This is a genomic window from Micromonospora chaiyaphumensis (assembly GCF_900091435.1).
Lineage (GTDB): Bacteria > Actinomycetota > Actinomycetes > Mycobacteriales > Micromonosporaceae > Micromonospora > Micromonospora chaiyaphumensis.
On sequence record NZ_FMCS01000008.1, the window covers coordinates 207,252 to 220,982 of the forward strand.

Here is a 13,731-nt window from a genome sequence, read left to right on the forward strand (position 1 = left end):
GTCGATGCGTGAACGGCCCGGCGTCGGCCTCGGCCTGGCGCTGCTCTCCGCGCTCACCTTCGCCACCTCGGGCACCTTCGCCCGACCGCTGATCACCGGCGACTGGTCCGCCGAGGCGGTGGTGCTCGCCCGGGTCGGCATCGCCGCGCTGGTGCTCGCCGTGCCCGCGCTGCTGGCACTGCGTGGCCGGTGGCCGGTGCTGCGCCGCAACGCCGTCACGCTCGTGGTGTTCGGGCTGCTCGGGGTGGCCCTGGCCCAGGCCTGCTTCTTCAACGCGGTCCGCTACCTGCCGGTCGGCGTCGCGCTCCTGCTGGAATACCTGGGCATCGTACTGGTGGTCGGCTGGATGTGGCTGGTCCACGGTCAGCGGCCCCGGCTGCTGACCGTGGCCGGTTCCCTGACCGCCCTGTGCGGGCTGTTCTTCGTGCTGGACGTGACCGGTGCCGGCAGCCTCGACCTGGTCGGCGTGCTCTGGGGGCTCGGCGCCGGGGTCGGGCTGGCCGGTTACTACGTCATCGCCGGCCGCGTCGACCCCGCGCTGCCGTCGGTGGTCATGGCCAGCGGCGGCATGGCCGTCGGCGCCCTGGTCCTGCTCCTGCTCGGGCTGGTCGGGGCGCTCCCGCTGCGCGCCGGCACCGCCGACGTCAGCTTCGCCGGGCACGAGATGAGCTGGCTGATGCCGATCGCCGGCCTGTCGCTGATCGCCGCGGTGGTCGCCTACCTCACCGGCGTTGCCGGAGCCCGGCTGCTCGGCGCGCGGCTCTCCTCCTTCGTCGGGCTGACCGAGGTCATGTTCGCGGTGCTGATCGCGTGGCTGGTGCTGGACGAGCTGCCCACCGCCGTGCAGTTGCTCGGCGGGGCGCTCATCGTGGCCGGTGTGGCCCTGGTCCGGGTGGACGAGCTGCGCTCGGCGCCGGAGGCCGCTCCGTCCGCCGGGGCCGAGCCGGCCCTGGCCGCTGAACGGTGAGCGGACCGCGCTCCGCCGTCGTCTTCGACGCCGACGAGACCCTGGTCGACCTGCGCCCCGCGGTCACCGGCGCGCTGGCGGCCGTACTCGAGGAGATGCGGCGGTGGAACCCGGCGGCCGGCGTGTCGCTCGCGGACCTGGAGGCGGACTGGGGCGCGGTGTTCGGGGCGCTGAGTGCCGCGCCGGTGCAGGAGATCCGGCGGGCGGCGCTGGCCCGGTCGCTGGCCCGCGCCGGGCTGGACGCGCACCTGGACGAGTTCGCCGCGCTCTTCTTCGCCCGCCGGTTCGCGCTGACCCGGCCGTTCCCGGACGCCCTGCCGGCGCTGGCCGCGCTGCGCCCCCGCCACCTCCTGGGCTTCGCCACCAACGGCAACAGCCGGGCCGAGCGCTGTGGCCTGGCCGGCGAGTTCGCCTTCGAGCTGTACGCGCACGAGAACGGCCTGCCCAAGAAGCCGGCGGCGGAGTTCTACGCGGCCGTGTTGGCGGCCGCCGGGCTCCCCGCCGAGCACGTCGTGTACGTGGGGGACTCGCCGGAGCACGACGTGCGCGCGGCCCAGCGCGCCGGGCTGCGGGCGATCTGGCTGAACCGGGGCCGCCTGCCCCGCCCGCCGGGGCTCGCTCCCGACGCCGAAGTGTCCACCCTGGCCGAACTGCCCGACGCGCTCGCCCGTCTCGAACCCGCGAAAGCCTGATTGCGGTCTGTACCGGACAGCCGTCTGGCGAAGTGCTGGCGGAGGACGAGGTCTCCACCGACACCGCGATCGCCGCCGTCACCGCGGCGGGCGGCGCGATGGCCTCCCACACCGACGACGTCGGTCGCATCCAGGTCACCAGCACCCGGGCGGACTTCGCCAGCCGGGCCACCGCCGCCGGCGTACTGCTCGGAGTCGCCGAGCAGAAGGCCATCGGGCGCAAGCCCAAGTCGGACCGGGTCGAGCAGGAGCACCTGCTCCGCACCCGGTGGCTGGTTCCGCGACGGCTTCGGCACCGACACGTACCGCACCGACGCCAACGAGGGACGCGGCCCGGAGTCCGGCCGTAACACCCAGTTCCCCGACGTGGCGGTGTCCGGTGCCCCCGGACGCCGCCACGTCGGCGTTCTGGTGCTGCGTGGCGGTGTCTGGAGGTCGCGGCCGCCGCCACGAGGGCGTTCCGGGCGCGCCCCTGGCGGTCGCCGAGGTTCCCGGAGCCGCCATGTCGGCGTCGGGCCCGGCCTCACGGCCGCCAGCCCCGGCCTCACGGCCGCCAGCCCCGGGCCACCAGCGCCGCGCGGATCTCGCGGACCAGCGCCGGGAACTCCCGGTGCAGACGGCGACCGGTCACGTGCAGCACCAGCCAGCCCGCCGCGACGAGCTGGTTGAGCCGGTAGCGGTCCCGAGCCAGCTGATCCGGGTCGGCGTGCCACTGGCCGTCGTACTCGACGGCGACCCGGAACTGCGGCCAGGCCAGGTCGGGGTGCAGGACAAGACCCGAGGGGCCGCGCACCGGGTGCTGCGCCACCGGGCGGGGCAGGCCGGCCAGCACGAGCCGGACCCGCAGGTGCGACTCGGGCGGGGACTGCGCCCCCGGATCCGCCAGGCCGAACACCCACCGCGCCCGCCGGCCGCCCGGTCGTCCGGCGCTCCGGTCCGCCACGTCGGCCAGATCCGTCCGGCCGACCAGGCCCATCCGGAGCAGGGCGTCGATGATCCCCACGGCCTGCACCGGGTCGGACCAGACGGCCGTCTCCCAGGCGCAGGCCGCCGGCGCGGTACGCAGCAACCTGCCGGCCCCGGCCGACATGCCGGACCCGCCGCCCACTGCCACGGGACCACCGACCGCCGATCCGGCAAGCGCCTTCGGTCCGGTGGCCGTGCCCTCTCCGGTGGGCATGGTGCGCCACAGGCCGCTGCCGTGGCCGTCTCGACCCGGAGTGATGTTCGCCGAGCCGATGGTGAGGCGGTCCGGGCCGGGGATGGCGCCGGCCGGGCTGTTCGGGCCGGGGCCGGGGCCGGGGCTGGCCGGGCTGTTCGGGCCGAGGCGGGGGCTGGCGGGGCTGTTCGGGCCGGGGCCGGGGCTGGCCGGGCTGTTCGGGTTGAGGCCGGGGCTGGCCGGGATGTTCGGGCCAGGGCCGGGGCCGGGGCCGGGGCTCACCGGGCTGTTCGGGCTGAGGCCGGCGCTGGGCGAGCAGGCTGCGACGGCGGCCGGGACGAGGAGACCGAGTCGCTGGGGCGACGACGGGGCCTGGTGCACCCGGACGCCGGGCTGGGCATCGGCCCGGACCGTCGCCGGCAGCAGGACGTGCACGTCGTCCCGGAAGCCGGCGGCGTGCTCGACCCCGTGCAGGTACGCCGCCGACGGCCCGGCGAGCAGCGTTCCCGGGGGCAGGCGGAGCAGTGCGCCGCGGCAGGCCAGCGCGTGGTCACGATCGAGGCGGGCATCGGCGTAGACGTCCTGCCGGAGCCGGACCCAGGAGGCCCCCCGGAGCTGGTGTCGGGTCAGCAGGCCACGCCGGATCACATCCGAGCCGCGGAAGACCTGCCAGGCCAGTTCGGGTGGTCGATGGGGATGAGGTGGCATGCCGACCAGCCTGGCGGCGACTCACCGTCGCGGGGCACCCCTGTGGACAACCCACGGGCACCCTCGACCGGGGGCCTGTGGACAACCATCACCGCCCTCGGCCGCTGTGCTAGTGGCAGGGGGCTGACGAACGAGCGCTGCCGCCAACAGGGCATCGCCACCGTGCTCGTCGACGGCGGGCGGGGCGGAGATCCGCACCGCCGCCACAACGACGAGCGCTCTTGCTCGGGCATCGTCGCCAGCTCGCCGATCTGGCGGTGTCCGCCCTGGTCCAATGCCGGTACCTCAGCGAGCTGCTGCCGGGGCGCAATGGGGGTGCCGCGGCGCAGGGGCGTTACGCGCAGCGGCCGGTGGTTGGTCATCTCCAGCTCGCCGATGTGGCGGTGTGGGCCTCGGTCTGATACCGCCAGCTCGGGGAGCTGGTGCCCGGGGCGTGGCCGGGGCTGAGCACGGCGGCAGCGATTCGCGCCGGGCTCGATCCTGGCGTTGGTCGTCGCCAGCTCGCCGATGTGGCGGTGTCCGCTAGCCGCCGATACCGCCACATCGCCGTGCTGGCGCAGACGGACCGTCGGACCGGCGGCGGCCGTCTCAGGACAGTGCCGCGGCGATCGACTCGGCGGCGGCGGCGACCTGGGTGCCGACCTCGGTGACGTCCAGCGGGGTCAGCGACACCACCCCGACGCTCGCCTCCAGCCCCGGCACCCCGAGCACCGGCGCGGCCACCCCGTACGCTCCGGACTGCAGTTCGCCGCTGGTGCTCACCGGGGCGGCGGCGCCCGCGCGGCCGGCCAGGATGGCCCGTCCGGCCGCGCCCCGCTCCAGCGGGTGCCGCGATCCGGTCCGGTACGCCACGTGGAACGAGGTCCAGCTCGGCTCGACCACCGCGAGGGCCACCCCCTCACCGCCCTCGACCACGGTCAGGTGGGCGGTCGCCCCCGCCTGCTCGGCGAGCCGGCGCAGTGCGGGCAGTGCCCCCTCGGCGAGCAGCGGCTGGGCCCGGCGGGCCAGGTGCAGCACGCCCGCGCCGAGCCGGAGCCGGCCCTCGCCGTCGCGGCGCAGCATGCCGTGGTCGGTGAGCGCGCCGACCAGCCGGTAGACCGCCGCCCGGCCGATGCCGAGCCGGTTCGCCGCCTCGGTGACGGTCAGCCCGCCCGGCGCGTCGGCGACCAGATGCAGCAGGCGCAGCCCCCGGTCCAGGGTCTGCGCCGTCTCTCCCGCCCGTGCCGCCGTGTCCACAGCACGCAGCGTACGACCCGGCTCCGGGGCACCTCGATATGCACGGACGGCTACCCTTGTACGGTGACGCTACGCCTGTATGACACCGCCACCCGTTCGGTGCGGGACTTCGTCCCGCGGGAAGCCGGCAAGGTGGGGGTCTACCTGTGTGGTCTCACCCTCCAGGCTCCGCCGCACATCGGTCACCTTCGTTCCGGTGTCAACTACGACGTGCTGCGCCGCTGGCTCACCGCCTCCGGTTTCGAGGTCACCTTCATCCGCAACCTGACCGACATCGACGACAAGATCCTGGTCAAGGCCACGGAGCAGGAGCGGCCGTTCTGGTCGATCGCGTACGACAACGAGCAGATCCTGGCCGCCTCCTACCGGGCACTGAACGTGCTGCCGCCGACCTACGAGCCGCGGGCCACCGGGCACATCCCGGAGATGCACGAGCTGATCGCCCGGCTGATCGAGACCGGGCACGCCTACCCGGCCACCGACGGCTCGGGTGACGTCTACTTCCACGTGGCCTCCTGGCCGGCCTACGGGTCGCTGTCCGGCCAGTCGCCCGAGGACATGCAGTCCGCCGGTGACGCCCCGGAGCGGGGCAAGCGCGACCCGCGCGACTTCGCGCTGTGGAAGGGTGCCAAGCCGGACGAGCCGGCCGACGCCTACTGGCCGTCGCCGTGGGGCCGGGGGCGGCCCGGCTGGCACATCGAGTGCTCGGCGATGTGCTGGCGCTACCTGGGGCCGGAGTTCGACATCCACGGCGGCGGGCTCGATCTCACCTTCCCGCACCACGAGAACGAGATCGCCCAGTCCCAGGCCGCCGACCTGCCCTTCGCCCGCTACTGGGTGCACCACGGCCTGCTCGGCATCGGCGGCACCAAGATGGGCAAGTCGCTGGGGAACACCCTCGACCTCGACTACGTGGCGTCCCTCGGGGTGCGCCCGGTGGAGCTGCGCTACTACTACGCCGCCGCCCACTACCGGTCCCGCATCGACTACTCCGAGGACGCACTGCGCGAGGCCGCGGTCGCCTACCGGCGGATCGAGGGCTTCGTGCAGCGGGCCGCCGAGCGGGTCGGCGCCGGGCACCTCGGCGAGCTGCCGGGCGGCTTCGTGGCGGCGATGGACGACGACCTCAACACGTCGGCCGCCCTGGCCGTGCTGCACGAGGTGGTCCGCGACGGCAACACGGCGCTGACCGCCGGCGATGATGTGACCGTCCGCACGACGCTCGCCGCCACCCGGGCGATGCTGGATATCCTCGGCGTCGACCCCCTGGATCCGGCCTGGACCGGCGGCGGCCGCGCGGACGACCTGCGCGGCGTGGTGGACTCCCTGATCGCGCTCGCCCTGGAGCAGCGCGCCCAGGCCCGCAGCCGCAAGGACTGGGCCGCCGCCGACGCCGTACGCGACCAGCTCAAGCAGGCCGGCGTGGTCGTCGAGGACACCGCCCAGGGCCCGCGTTGGACTATTGGAGAGCAGGACTGATGGCCGGCAACTCGCAGCGCCGTGGCCGGCGACTGACGCCGAAGGCGGGCGCCCCCAAGGGCTCCGGCGGCAAAAACAAGGACTCCCTCGCCGGGCGGGGCCGCACCCTGCCCGCCGACGAGCGGCCCTGGCACAAGGCCTACTCGGGCACCGAGAAGCTGCCCCAGCGCACCGCCTGGAAGCAGGAGAAGGAGCGCCGCGCGGCGGCCGAGGAGGGGCGCGCCCCCAAGATCGGACAGCCGGGCAGCAAGGACACCACCTGGGGCAAGGGCGGCGGTCGGGGCGTTCCGGCCGCGAAGGGCCGGGGCGGCAAGCCCGCCGGCCGGTCCGGGCCGCGGGTCGCCCCCGGCCGCAAGGCGAACCCGGCCAAGGACAGCCCGGAGCTGCTGGTCGGGCGGAATCCGGTGCTGGAGTCGCTGCGCGCCCAGGTGCCGGCGACCGCCCTCTACACCGCCCAGGGCATCGACATCGACGACCGGGTCAACGAGATCGTCCGCACGGCCGCCGACCGGGGCATCGCGATCCTCGAGGTCAGCCGGGCCGAGCTGGACCGGATGACCGGCGGCGTCCTGCACCAGGGTGTCGGCCTCCAGGTGCCGCCGTTCGCCTACGAGCCGTTCGAGGACCTGATGGCGGCGTCGCTGGAGCAGGCCGCCCCGCTGCTCGTCGCCCTGGACGGGGTCACCGACCCGCGCAACCTCGGCGCCGTGATCCGGTCGGCCGCCGCGTTCGGCGCGCAGGGTGTCTTCGTACCCGAGCGGCGGGCCGCCGGGATCACCGCGACCGCCTGGCGGACCAGCGCCGGCGCGGCGGCGCGGGTGCCGGTCGCCCAGGTCACCAACCTGACCCGGTCGCTGAAGGCGTGCAAGGACGCCGGCTTCATCGTGGTGGGCCTGGACGCCGACGGGCAGACCGACCTCTACGACCTGGAGGCCGCCGTCGGCCCGCTGGTCGTGGTGGTCGGCTCGGAGGGGCGCGGCCTGTCCCGCCTGGTGGGGGAGACCTGCGACCTGACCGTGAGCATCCAGATGGTCTCCGACGTCGAGTCGCTCAACGCCAGCGTCGCCGCGGCGGTCACCCTCGCCGAGGTCGCCCGCCGCCGCTCCGTCGAGGCGTAACGACGACACGAGAAAGGGGCGGTCCGCCACGGCGGACCGCCCCTTTCTCTGCGTACGTCAGATCCGGTTGCCGGTGGCGGCGTGGAAGACGTGGCTGCGGCCCTGGCGCGGCTTGACGAACACGGTGTCGCCCATGTTCGGCATCGTGCGCCGGTCGGTGCGGACCACGAACCGCTCGTTGTGGCCCTCGAGCGCGGCGTGCCCGTAGACGTTGGCGTCGGAGCCCAGGTCCTCGACCAGCTCGACCACGACCGGCATGCCGCCCTCGGTCGGGCTGACCAGGTCGCAGTCCTCCGGACGGAAGCCGACGGTCACCTTGCCGTCGCCGCCCTCGGCGCGGGCCGCCTCGACCTGCTCGCGGGTCAGCGGCACGTTCAGCTCGGCGAACGAGGCGCCGTTGTCGGTCAGCGGCACGGTCTTGATGTTCATGGCCGGGGAGCCCATGAAGCCCGCGACGAAGACGTTGGCCGGGGTGTCGTAGAGCGCCCGCGGGGTGTCCACCTGCTGGAGGACGCCGTCGAGCATGACCGCGACCCGGTGACCCATGGTCATGGCCTCGACCTGGTCGTGGGTGACGTAGACCGTGGTGACGCCCAGCTTGGCCTGGAGCGACGCGATCTGCGTACGGGTCTGCACCCGGAGCTTCGCGTCGAGGTTCGACAGCGGCTCGTCCATGAGGAAGACCTGCGGCTCGCGGACGATCGCGCGGCCCATGGCGACACGCTGGCGCTGACCGCCGGAGAGCGCCTTCGGCTTGCGGTTGAGGAACTCCTCCAGCTGGAGCAGCCCGGCCGCCTCCTTGACCCGCCGGTCGATCTCCGACTTCGAGGTCTTGCGCAGCTTGAGGGCGAACGCCATGTTCTCGTACACCGTCATGTGCGGGTAGAGGGCGTAGTTCTGGAAGACCATCGCGATGTCGCGGGCCTTCGGCGGGAGGTGGGTGACGTCCCGGTCGTCGATGTAGATCGCGCCGTCGTCGACGTCCTCCAGGCCGGCGAGCATCCGGAGGCTGGTGGACTTGCCGCAACCCGACGGGCCGACCAGGACGAGGAACTCCCCGTCGCCGATCTGGAGGTCGAGCTGGTTGACCGCGGGGCGTTCGGTGCCCGGGTAGATCCGGGACGCCTTCGCGTAGGTGACCGTAGCCATGGTGGAGCGCTTCCTTTCACCGGCAGGAACGTGCCGGACGATCCGAGTGGAAGGAGCGACCGGCACCCAAGGTGCCGGCCAACGGGCGGTCGACCGGGCAGCCGAGGCCAACCGGAGTGTCGTCCGTGTCACTGCACCGTAAACGTGTTTCGCGAGCCTGCCAAGACAGGAGACGGCCGGTGGGACGGAGCGCATACGCATATCGGTCAGGCGGACACGGCAGGGCATCAATCCCCTCGGCCGCAGGCCGGCACGGGCGTCGATCCGTCGGGCTGCTGGTCGGGAAATTGACGTTTTCCGTGCTCGGGAGGCCTGCTGAGCGGGATTTCCGGCCGTCAGTCGTTATGCTGACCCCGGACCACGCGCCCCTGTAGCTCAGCTGGCCAGAGCACTCGCCTTGTAAGCGAGATGTCGCCGGTTCGATCCCGGCCGGGGGCTCCAATTCCATCAGGTGTTTCGCGGCGGTGGCCGCCGCGAGACGGCCCGATGACAGCAACGCGATTCACGACAGCCGTCGTCAAATGTGGTGGCACCAGGCCACGTTTGTCTGTCGCGGGTCAGACCGTTGAGTCGGTGTTCAGCGAGGCCAGGATGCGCAGCTTCTCCGCGCTCTCGGTGCCCTGGTCAGGGTAGTAGAGCACCAGGATCACCTCGCCGGCCGGCAGCTTGTCCCGGTTGAGCCGCAGGGTGCCGACCACCGGATGGTTCACAGTGATCGAGCCGCCCTCCAGTTCGCTGACGTCGTGGCGGGCCCAGAGCCGCCGGAAGCGCTCGCTGGCCAGGGAGAGCTCGCCGACCAGTTCGACGATGCGGGCGTCGTCGGTCGCGTCGCCGATGGACTTGCGGAAGGCAGCGACGAACCCGGCGGTGGACGCCTCCCAGTCCTGGTGGAACGCCCGCTCCTCGGGGTCGAGCAGCAGCGAGCGGAGCCGGTTCTCGCCCGGTCGCAGGCGCGGTGACAGCGCGACGGCCAGCGGGTTCGAGGCCAGCACGTCGAACGAACGACCCTCGATGAAGGCCGGCACGTCGATGGCGGCCAGCAGGTGGTGCAGCCGGGCCGGAACGCGTTCCGGTGGGCGGCGGCGCGGGCGGGCGCGTGGCCGGGTGGTGCTGAGGCCGAGCAGGTATTCGCGTTCGACGTCGTCCAGCTCGAGCACCCGGGCCAGCGCCTCGAGGACCTGCCGCGACGGGTTCTTGTCACGGCCCCGTTCCAGCCGCAGGTAGTAGTCGGGGCTGATGCCGGCCAGCAGCGCCACCTCCTCGCGGCGCAGGCCCTTGACCCGGCGGTTGGCGCCGGCCGGGATACCCGCCCGTTCCGGCGTGATCAGCTCGCGCCGGGCCCGCAGGTACGCCCCGAGCCGACTGGTCGCGTCGTCACCGCTCACGAAAATCACGGTAGCCCGAGGCCAGGGGCCGGAAGGGGGTCCTGCCGCACCCCTGGATCAGCGGAGCCTGCCCAGCCGTGGCGATCCGGCTGGAGTGTGGATCGCATGGACATGACGAATCGCACGGTTTTCATCGTCGGCGGCACCTCCGGCATCGGGCTGGGCCTGGCCCACCGCTTCGCCGCCGCCGGCAGCACGGTCATCGTCGGCGGGCGCCGGAACGACCCGGTCGACGGCCTCGCCACCATCGAGGTCGATGTCACCGACCCCGAGTCAGTGCTGCGGGCCCGCGACCGGGTGCTGGCCGACCACCCGGACCTGGACGTCGTGGTCACGATGTCCGGCGTCATGCTCACCGAGGATCTCCGCGACCCGACGCACTTCGCCAGCGCCGAGACCATGATTGCGACGAATGTGCTCGGTACCATCCGGGTGATCGACGCGTTCACCCCACACCTCATCGAGCGCGGCGTCGGCACGATCATCACGGTCAGCTCGGGCATCGCCTTCCTGCCGTTCCCGATCGCGCCGACGTACGGCGCGTCCAAGGCGGCTGTGCACGCCTACTCGGAGGCCCTCCGCGCTCAGCTCCTCGGCACCGGCGTCGAGGTCGCCGAACTGGTGCCGCCGGCCGTGGCCAGCCATCCGGACATCGCGAGCAGGAACCCGCACGCCCTGGACCTCAACGACTACCTCGACGAGGTGGTGGGCCTGCTGTCCGAGCAGCCCACCCCGCACGAGATCCTCGTCAAGGGCGTGCTGATGCATCGCTGGGCCGAGCGCGACGGCACCTACGCCGAGTTGGTCGCCCAACGCTCGAAGGCGCTGGCCGGCCTCCCCGGCCGCTGATCCCGACTCGCCGGCACCTGCTCGTCGACGCGAGCCGCCAGCAGCTGGCACCGCCGCTCGACGTAGCCGTCCACGAAGGTCAGCCGGCAGCTTGAGTCCGCAAACCCGGCGGGGATGCTTCGGAACTCAGGAGGCAGCCGGTTCTCCACCGGCCCGTTCGCGGGCGCGTCTGATGCTGGCGATCTCGCCCTTGATCGGCCACCAGTAGAACGGAACGAACGCGGCGAGCACCGCAATGCCGAGGACGGGGTGCCATGCGCCCAGGAGGGTCCCGACGGCGATCCAGACGGGCGCCGGCCGGAAGCGCCTGCTGATCGCCGCCGCAGCGGCCGCGTCGGTGGCCGGATCCACCAGGCGGCGGCCGCGCCGCGCGTACTCCCAGATGACGTTGAACAGGATCGCCGCCACCTCGTAGGCGATCCCGTAGAAGAGGACGGCGGTTCGCTCGCCGTGGCCCGACTCGAACGCGCTGGCCAGCACGGCGGAGGCGAACGGCAGGAACGCGATCTGCATCAGGAGGAGGGTGTTGAGGAGCAGTACCAGGCGATCCGCGGAGCGGATGTGGTCGAACATGACGTGGTGGTTCACCCACATCTGTCCGATGAGCAGGAAGGTGAGGAAGTACGCCGCGTAGGAGGGCCACAGCTCGCGGAGGCCCTGCCAGAGGTGCCGGGTGTCCTCGGGCGGGCGGATCTCCAGGACGAGCAGCGTGACGGCGATGGCGATGACCGCGTCACTGAACGCGACGACTCGCTTCGGGTCTCGCTCCGCACCAATCGGAGTGCTGCGTCGCTCCTCCCGGTCACCAGCGTTCGAGGTGCTGCCGGCCGCGCGGAACCAGGGCATGCGTTCCGGCTTCCCCTCCGTCACAGGCGACAAACCCGCCGTTCGGCGCGGACGCCGATCCGGCGGGATCGCTCACCCGGTCGCGGGGGAGCCGTCGAGCGGCAGGCCGCGGGGTGGCTGCTCCGGCAGCGCGCCGGCGTTCGGCACGTGCAGCCCGTCGAGGGCCAGCTCCAGGTAGCGGCGCCAGGCCTGCGGCTGGTCCGCCAGCAGGGGCGCCGCCGTCTGATGGATGCCGCCCAGCAGCAGCACGATGTCCGTCCCTGTGACGTCGTCGCGGACGGCGCCCTGCTCGCGGGCCCGGGCCGTGAGCGCCTCGGCGGCGTCGCAGAGGTGGTTGATCGCCGCGCGTACGTCAGGGTTCTGCAGTGACGGGCGCCCGACCACCTCGCAGAACGCGCGGTCGGCGGCGAGCGCCTCGACGCCGTTGGTCATGAACTCCCGGAGCGCGGCCGCCGCGTCGTCGGCCTGACGGAGCCGGTCGGCCGTGCCGGTGAGCCGGTCGAGCAGTTGCAGCATGATCGCGGCGAGCAGGTCCTCCTTCGAGGCGAAGTGCCGGAACACCGTGCCCTTGGCGAGGCCGGCGCGCTGGGCGATCTCGCCCATCGACACCTCCACCCCACGCTCGGCGAAGGCCGCCGTCGCGGCCCCGAGCAGGAGCCGCCGGTTGCGCACCATGTCGGCTCGCTGGCCGGCGGCCGTCGTCTCGCTCACGCGCGCCCTCCCTCCCTGTGAAGCCTAGCACAACATGACCGGCCGGTCAGGTTAGCTGCTACGGTCAAGATGACCGAGCGGTCATTTTCACGAACGCGGGAGGAACACCGTGGGGAACACACTGGAAGGGAAGGCCGTCCTGGTCACGGGCGCGTCCTCGGGCATCGGCCGGGCCACGGCCCTTGCCCTGTCGGAGGCGGGCGCCCGGGTCGCCGTCGGCGCTCGGCGGGCCGACCGGCTGAAGGCCCTCACCGAGGACGCCCCCGGCGAGATGCTGGCCCTCGACCTGGACGTCACCGACCCTGAGTCGGTCCGGGACGCCGTCGCGGCGACCGTGGCGCGCTTCGCAGCACTCGACGTGCTCGTGAACAACGCGGGCGTCATGCTCAGCGGCCCGATCCTCGGAGCGGACACCGCCGAGTGGACGCGCATGGTCGAGACGAACCTGCTGGGATCGATGTACGCGGTCCATGCCGCCCTGCCGCACCTGCTCGCGTCCCGGGGCGCGGTCGTGCAGATCTCCTCCACCTCGGGCCGCACCGCGTCGGCCGCGAGCGGGGTCTACGCCGCCACCAAGTTCGGCGTCAACGCGTTCGCCGAGGCGTTGCGGCAGGAGGTCACCGCCCAGGGCGTACGGGTCGTCGTCATCGAGCCCGGCTTCGTCGCGACCGAGCTGGCCAGCCACCTCACCGACCCGGCCATGCGGGCCGCGGCGCGGACCATGGCGGACTCCATGCGGACCCTCCGGGCCGAGGACGTCGCCGCCGCGGTCCGGTACGCGCTCACCCAACCCGAGCACGTCGCCGTCAACGAGATCCTCATCCGGCCGACCGACCAGACCCGCTGAGCGTGCCCGCGCGGGGCGGCGGTGCGCACAGCGTCGCCCCGCGCGGGTCGCCGGTCAGCCCCAGTTCTGCGGGGCCGGCTGCCGGGTCGCGGCGTTGATGCGGTTGAAGAAGTTGGTGGTGGCGATCCAGAGCACGAGCGCCGCCAGTTCCTTCTCGCCGAAGTGCCGGGCCGCCTCGTCCCACACGGCGTCCGGCACGGCGTCGCTCCGGTCGGCGAGCCGGGTCGCGTGCTCGGCCAGGGCGAGCGCGGCCCGCTCGGCGTCGGTGAAGTACGGCGTCTCCCGCCACACGGCCACCGCGAAGAGCCGCTCCTCGGTCTCGCCGTTCTTGCGGGCGTTCCGCGCCCCGGAGTCGACGCAGGCGCTGCACCCGTTGATCTGGCTGGCCCGCAGGTGGACCAGCTCCAGGGTGGTCGCCGGCACGCCCGCCGAGTGCGCCGCCTTGTAGAGGAGGTTGACCGCCTTCACGGCGTCGGGGAGGAGAGCCGCCGGGTTCTGGATGCGAGCCTCGAGAGACATCTTGGGTCCGTCCTGTCCTGTTAGGCTGGCCGGCGTTCGCCCGCGCGGCCGCTGTCGTCGTCCGTC

General features: G+C 73.2%; 14 protein-coding genes and 1 tRNA gene. 8 read left to right on the top strand and 7 right to left on the bottom strand.

The window, feature by feature from the left end; translation table 11 throughout:
• The first annotated feature begins 4 nt into the window (after positions 1–4).
• From GA0070214_RS22000 to GA0070214_RS22010, 3 genes are read left to right on the top strand one after another with little or no spacing between them, the layout of a single operon-like run.
• Positions 5–967, top strand: coding sequence for an EamA family transporter (locus GA0070214_RS22000; RefSeq protein ID WP_091267213.1), 963 nt, complete (start codon positions 5–7; stop codon positions 965–967).
• Positions 964–1,659 carry an HAD family hydrolase gene (locus GA0070214_RS22005; RefSeq protein ID WP_091267216.1) on the top strand — a complete coding sequence of 232 codons (696 nt, stop codon included), beginning with the start codon at positions 964–966 and terminating at the stop codon, positions 1,657–1,659. Before GA0070214_RS22000 ends, GA0070214_RS22005 begins: the two co-directional genes overlap by 4 nt.
• 32 nt (positions 1,660–1,691) lie before the next feature.
• Entirely contained in the window at positions 1,692–2,009 is a 318-nt protein-coding gene (locus GA0070214_RS22010; RefSeq protein WP_244167801.1) for a hypothetical protein, read from the top strand.
• Between the two features lie 194 nt (positions 2,010–2,203).
• Here GA0070214_RS22010 and GA0070214_RS32140 read toward each other — a convergent pair whose 3' ends face one another.
• Both GA0070214_RS32140 and GA0070214_RS22025 read right to left on the bottom strand, forming a co-directional pair.
• Positions 2,204–3,526, bottom strand: coding sequence for a hypothetical protein (locus GA0070214_RS32140; protein WP_091267220.1), 1,323 nt, complete (start codon positions 3,524–3,526; stop codon positions 2,204–2,206).
• 588 nt (positions 3,527–4,114) lie between these two features.
• A complete protein-coding gene (locus GA0070214_RS22025) occupies positions 4,115–4,762 on the bottom strand; it encodes an IclR family transcriptional regulator (protein WP_091267228.1) in 648 nt (215 codons plus the stop codon).
• A 63-nt stretch (positions 4,763–4,825) separates the two neighbouring features.
• Between GA0070214_RS22025 and cysS the strand changes: the two genes are divergently transcribed.
• Both cysS and rlmB read left to right on the top strand, forming a co-directional pair.
• A complete protein-coding gene (gene cysS / locus GA0070214_RS22030) occupies positions 4,826–6,241 on the top strand; it encodes a cysteine--tRNA ligase (RefSeq protein ID WP_091267232.1) in 1,416 nt (471 codons plus the stop codon).
• Entirely contained in the window at positions 6,241–7,359 is a 1,119-nt protein-coding gene (rlmB, locus tag GA0070214_RS22035; protein ID WP_091267235.1) for a 23S rRNA (guanosine(2251)-2'-O)-methyltransferase RlmB, read from the top strand. The genes cysS and rlmB overlap by 1 nt, the downstream gene beginning before the upstream one ends.
• A gap of 57 nt (positions 7,360–7,416) precedes the next feature.
• Here the strand turns inward: rlmB and GA0070214_RS22040 are convergent, their stop codons facing one another.
• The gene (locus GA0070214_RS22040) at positions 7,417–8,508 is read right to left on the bottom strand and encodes an ABC transporter ATP-binding protein (RefSeq protein ID WP_091267239.1); all 1,092 of its coding nucleotides are present in this window, start codon (positions 8,506–8,508) and stop codon (positions 7,417–7,419) included.
• A gap of 364 nt (positions 8,509–8,872) precedes the next feature.
• Between GA0070214_RS22040 and GA0070214_RS22045 the strand changes: the two genes are divergently transcribed.
• Positions 8,873–8,949: transfer RNA gene (locus tag GA0070214_RS22045), tRNA-Thr, on the top strand.
• Positions 8,950–9,065: 116 nt separating this feature from the next.
• Here GA0070214_RS22045 and GA0070214_RS22050 read toward each other — a convergent pair.
• On the bottom strand, positions 9,066–9,893 hold the full coding sequence (locus GA0070214_RS22050; RefSeq protein ID WP_091267639.1) for a helix-turn-helix transcriptional regulator: 828 nt from the start codon (positions 9,891–9,893) through the stop codon (positions 9,066–9,068).
• 105 nt (positions 9,894–9,998) lie between these two features.
• Between GA0070214_RS22050 and GA0070214_RS22055 the strand changes: the two genes are divergently transcribed.
• The gene (locus tag GA0070214_RS22055) at positions 9,999–10,742 is read left to right on the top strand and encodes an SDR family oxidoreductase (RefSeq protein WP_091267242.1); all 744 of its coding nucleotides are present in this window, start codon (positions 9,999–10,001) and stop codon (positions 10,740–10,742) included.
• Positions 10,743–10,868: 126 nt separating this feature from the next.
• On the opposite strand, the gene GA0070214_RS22060 is transcribed toward GA0070214_RS22055, so the two are convergent.
• Together GA0070214_RS22060 and GA0070214_RS22065 are read right to left on the bottom strand one after the other, a co-directional pair.
• Complete coding sequence (locus GA0070214_RS22060) at positions 10,869–11,588, bottom strand: TMEM175 family protein (RefSeq protein WP_244167802.1); 720 nt, start codon at positions 11,586–11,588, stop codon at positions 10,869–10,871.
• Positions 11,589–11,660: 72 nt separating this feature from the next.
• A complete protein-coding gene (locus GA0070214_RS22065) occupies positions 11,661–12,299 on the bottom strand; it encodes a TetR/AcrR family transcriptional regulator (RefSeq protein ID WP_091267245.1) in 639 nt (212 codons plus the stop codon).
• A 109-nt stretch (positions 12,300–12,408) separates the two neighbouring features.
• Here GA0070214_RS22065 and GA0070214_RS22070 point away from each other — a divergent pair, with 109 nt between their 5' ends.
• Positions 12,409–13,146, top strand: coding sequence for an SDR family NAD(P)-dependent oxidoreductase (locus GA0070214_RS22070; RefSeq protein ID WP_091267247.1), 738 nt, complete (start codon positions 12,409–12,411; stop codon positions 13,144–13,146).
• A gap of 54 nt (positions 13,147–13,200) precedes the next feature.
• Here GA0070214_RS22070 and GA0070214_RS22075 read toward each other — a convergent pair whose 3' ends face one another.
• Positions 13,201–13,665 (bottom strand): carboxymuconolactone decarboxylase family protein, encoded by a 465-nt coding sequence (locus tag GA0070214_RS22075; protein WP_091267250.1) that lies wholly within the window; start codon positions 13,663–13,665, stop codon positions 13,201–13,203.
• Positions 13,666–13,731: the final 66 nt, after the last annotated feature.